Raw genomic sequence first — 2,516 nt, forward strand, 5'->3', positions numbered from 1 at the left:
GGCGGGCAGCGCACACGAGAAGATCGAGCGCCGCGCCGGCGACTGGGCCATCGCGGCGGCGTCGGCGGCAGTGTGGATGAACGCAGGCACGATCGCCGACGCCGGGATCGCGCTCAGCGCGGTCGGCATCACGACCATCCATCTGACGCGAGCCGAGGAGCTGCTGCGCGGCAAGAGACCCTCGGAGGAGCTGTTCGCCCATGTGGGCGAGATCGCCTCGGAGGACTGTTCGCCGAGCGCCGACGGTCGCGGCCCGATCGACTACAAGCGCCACCTCGCCGGTGTGCTCGCCCGGCGCGCACTCAGCCGCGCCGCGGCGCGCGCGGAAGGGAGCTGAATGCAGGTCTCGATAACGGTCAACGGCGAACGGGTCTCTCACGACGTCGAGCCGCGTCAGCTGCTCGTGCACTTCCTTCGTGAGACGCTCGACCTGACGGGCACGCACTGGGGCTGTGACACGTCCAACTGCGGCGCCTGCGTCGTGCAGATGGACGGCGAGCCGGTCAAGTCGTGCACGATCCTGACCGCGATGTGCGAGGGCCACGAGATCCGCACGGTCGAGGACCTCGAGATCGATGGCCGGCTGGACCCGGTGCAGCAGGGCTTTCACGAGCGCCACGCCCTCCAGTGCGGGTTCTGCACGCCCGGGATGCTGATGACGGCTCGCGCGCTTCTGGACGAGAACCCCAATCCCACCGATGACGAAATCCGGACCGCGATCTCCGGGGCGATCTGCCGCTGTACCGGCTACAAGAACATCGTCAGCGCTGTCCGCTGGGCGGCTGAGCAGGAGGCACGAGCATGACAGTCGTCGAAAACCTTCCCAGTCCCGGCACGGAGCGCCCCATCGGCTTCGGCCGCCTCAAGCGCAAGGAGGACCCGCGCTTCATACGCGGCGAGGGCACCTACCTGGACGACATCAAGCTGCCGGGCATGGTGCACGGAGCCGTCCTGCGCAGCCCCTACGCCCACGCTCGGATCCTGTCCATCGACACCTCGGCCGCACTGGCCCACCCCAACGTCGCCGCGGTGATCACCGCCAAGGACCTCGAGACGCTCGGGCTGGCGTGGATGCCGACGATCTCCTACGACACGCAGGCGGTCCTCGCCGGCGACAAGGTGCGCTTCCAGGGCCAGGAGGTCGCGTTCGTGATCGCGACCGACGAGTACTCGGCCAACGACGCGCTTGCGCTGATCGATGTGGAGTACGAGCCGCTGCCGGCGATCGTCAACGCCCGCAAGGCGCTCGATCCCGACGCGCCGCTGATCCGCGACGACAAGTCGGGCCAGCTCGACAACCTGGCGAGCCCGACCTGGGAGGCCGGCGACGAGGCGGCCACCGATCGCGCGTTCGCCGAGGCCGACACGGTCGTCACGCGCGACATCATCTACCCGCGCTGCCACCCCGCGCCGCTCGAGACCTGCGGCATGATCGCCGATTTCAACCCGCAGACCGGCCAGCTCGACATCTACAACGGCAATCAGGCGCCGCACGCCCACCGCACGGTCTACGCCCACGTCGCGGGGCTGGCGGAGCACATGATCCGCATCCAGTGCCAGGACATCGGCGGCGGCTTCGGCAACAAGGTGCCGGTGTACCCCGGCTACGTGTGCGCGATCGCCGGGTCGATCGTGGCGGGCGTGCCGGTGAAATGGGTGGAGAACCGCTCCGAGAACCTCATGTCGACAGGCTTCGCGCGCGACTACGTCATGCGCGCCGAGATGTGCTCCAAGGACGGCAAGATCACCGGCCTGCGAGTCGACGCCATCGCCGACCACGGCGCCTTCGACAGCACGGCCCAGCCGACCAAGTTCCCGGCGGGGTTCTTCCACATCGTCTGCGGCTCCTACGACCTGGAGGCGTCGCACGTCAAGGTCAAGGCGGTCTACACCAACAAGGCGCCCGGAGGCGTGGCCTACCGGTGCTCGTTCCGCATCACCGAGGCCGTCTACCTCGTCGAGCGGATGGTGGACGCGCTCGCGATGGAGATGAAGGCCGACCCGATCGACCTGCGCATGCGCAGCTTCATCTCACCCGAGCAGTTTCCCTACGAGACGACCACCGGCTGGACCTATGACTCCGGCCAGTACGCGCAGACGATGCGCGTCGCGATGGACATGGCCGGCTACGAGGACCTGCGCCGCGAGCAGGCGGAGAAGCGCGCCCGCGGGGAGCTGATGGGGATAGGGGTGTCCTTCTTCACCGAGGGCGTCGGCGCGGGGCCGCGCAAGCACATGGACATCCTCGGCCTGTCGATGAACGACGGCGCCGACCTGCGCGTGCACCCGTCCGGCAAGGCGGTCGTCTCGATCAGCGCGCAGACACAGGGCCAGGGCCATGAGACGACGTTCGCGCAGATCGTCGCCGAGGAGCTCGGCATCCCGCCCGAGGACGTCGAGGTCCGCCACGGTGACACCGACAAATCGCCATACGGCCTGGGCACCTACGGGTCTCGCAGCACGCCGGTGTCCGGCGCCGCGGTCGCCGTCGTGTCGAGAAAGGTGCGCGACAAGGC

Annotated in this window: 2 protein-coding genes and 1 pseudogene; all 3 read left to right on the forward strand. The window is 68.8% G+C overall.

From position 1 onward, the window contains the following. A pseudogene (locus tag VNT50_RS01945) lies at window positions 1–337 on the forward strand (FAD binding domain-containing protein); the annotation flags it as partial. Next, entirely contained in the window at window positions 338–805 is a 468-nt protein-coding gene (locus VNT50_RS01950) for a (2Fe-2S)-binding protein (protein WP_325483424.1), read from the forward strand. Then, on the forward strand, window positions 802–2,516 hold a 1,715-nt coding region (locus VNT50_RS01955; protein ID WP_325483425.1), incomplete at its 3' end, for a molybdopterin cofactor-binding domain-containing protein. The genes VNT50_RS01950 and VNT50_RS01955, both read left to right, overlap by 4 nt.

This window comes from Microbacterium sp. (assembly GCF_035554235.1).
In the GTDB taxonomy this organism is placed as follows: Bacteria; Actinomycetota; Actinomycetes; order Actinomycetales; family Microbacteriaceae; genus Microbacterium.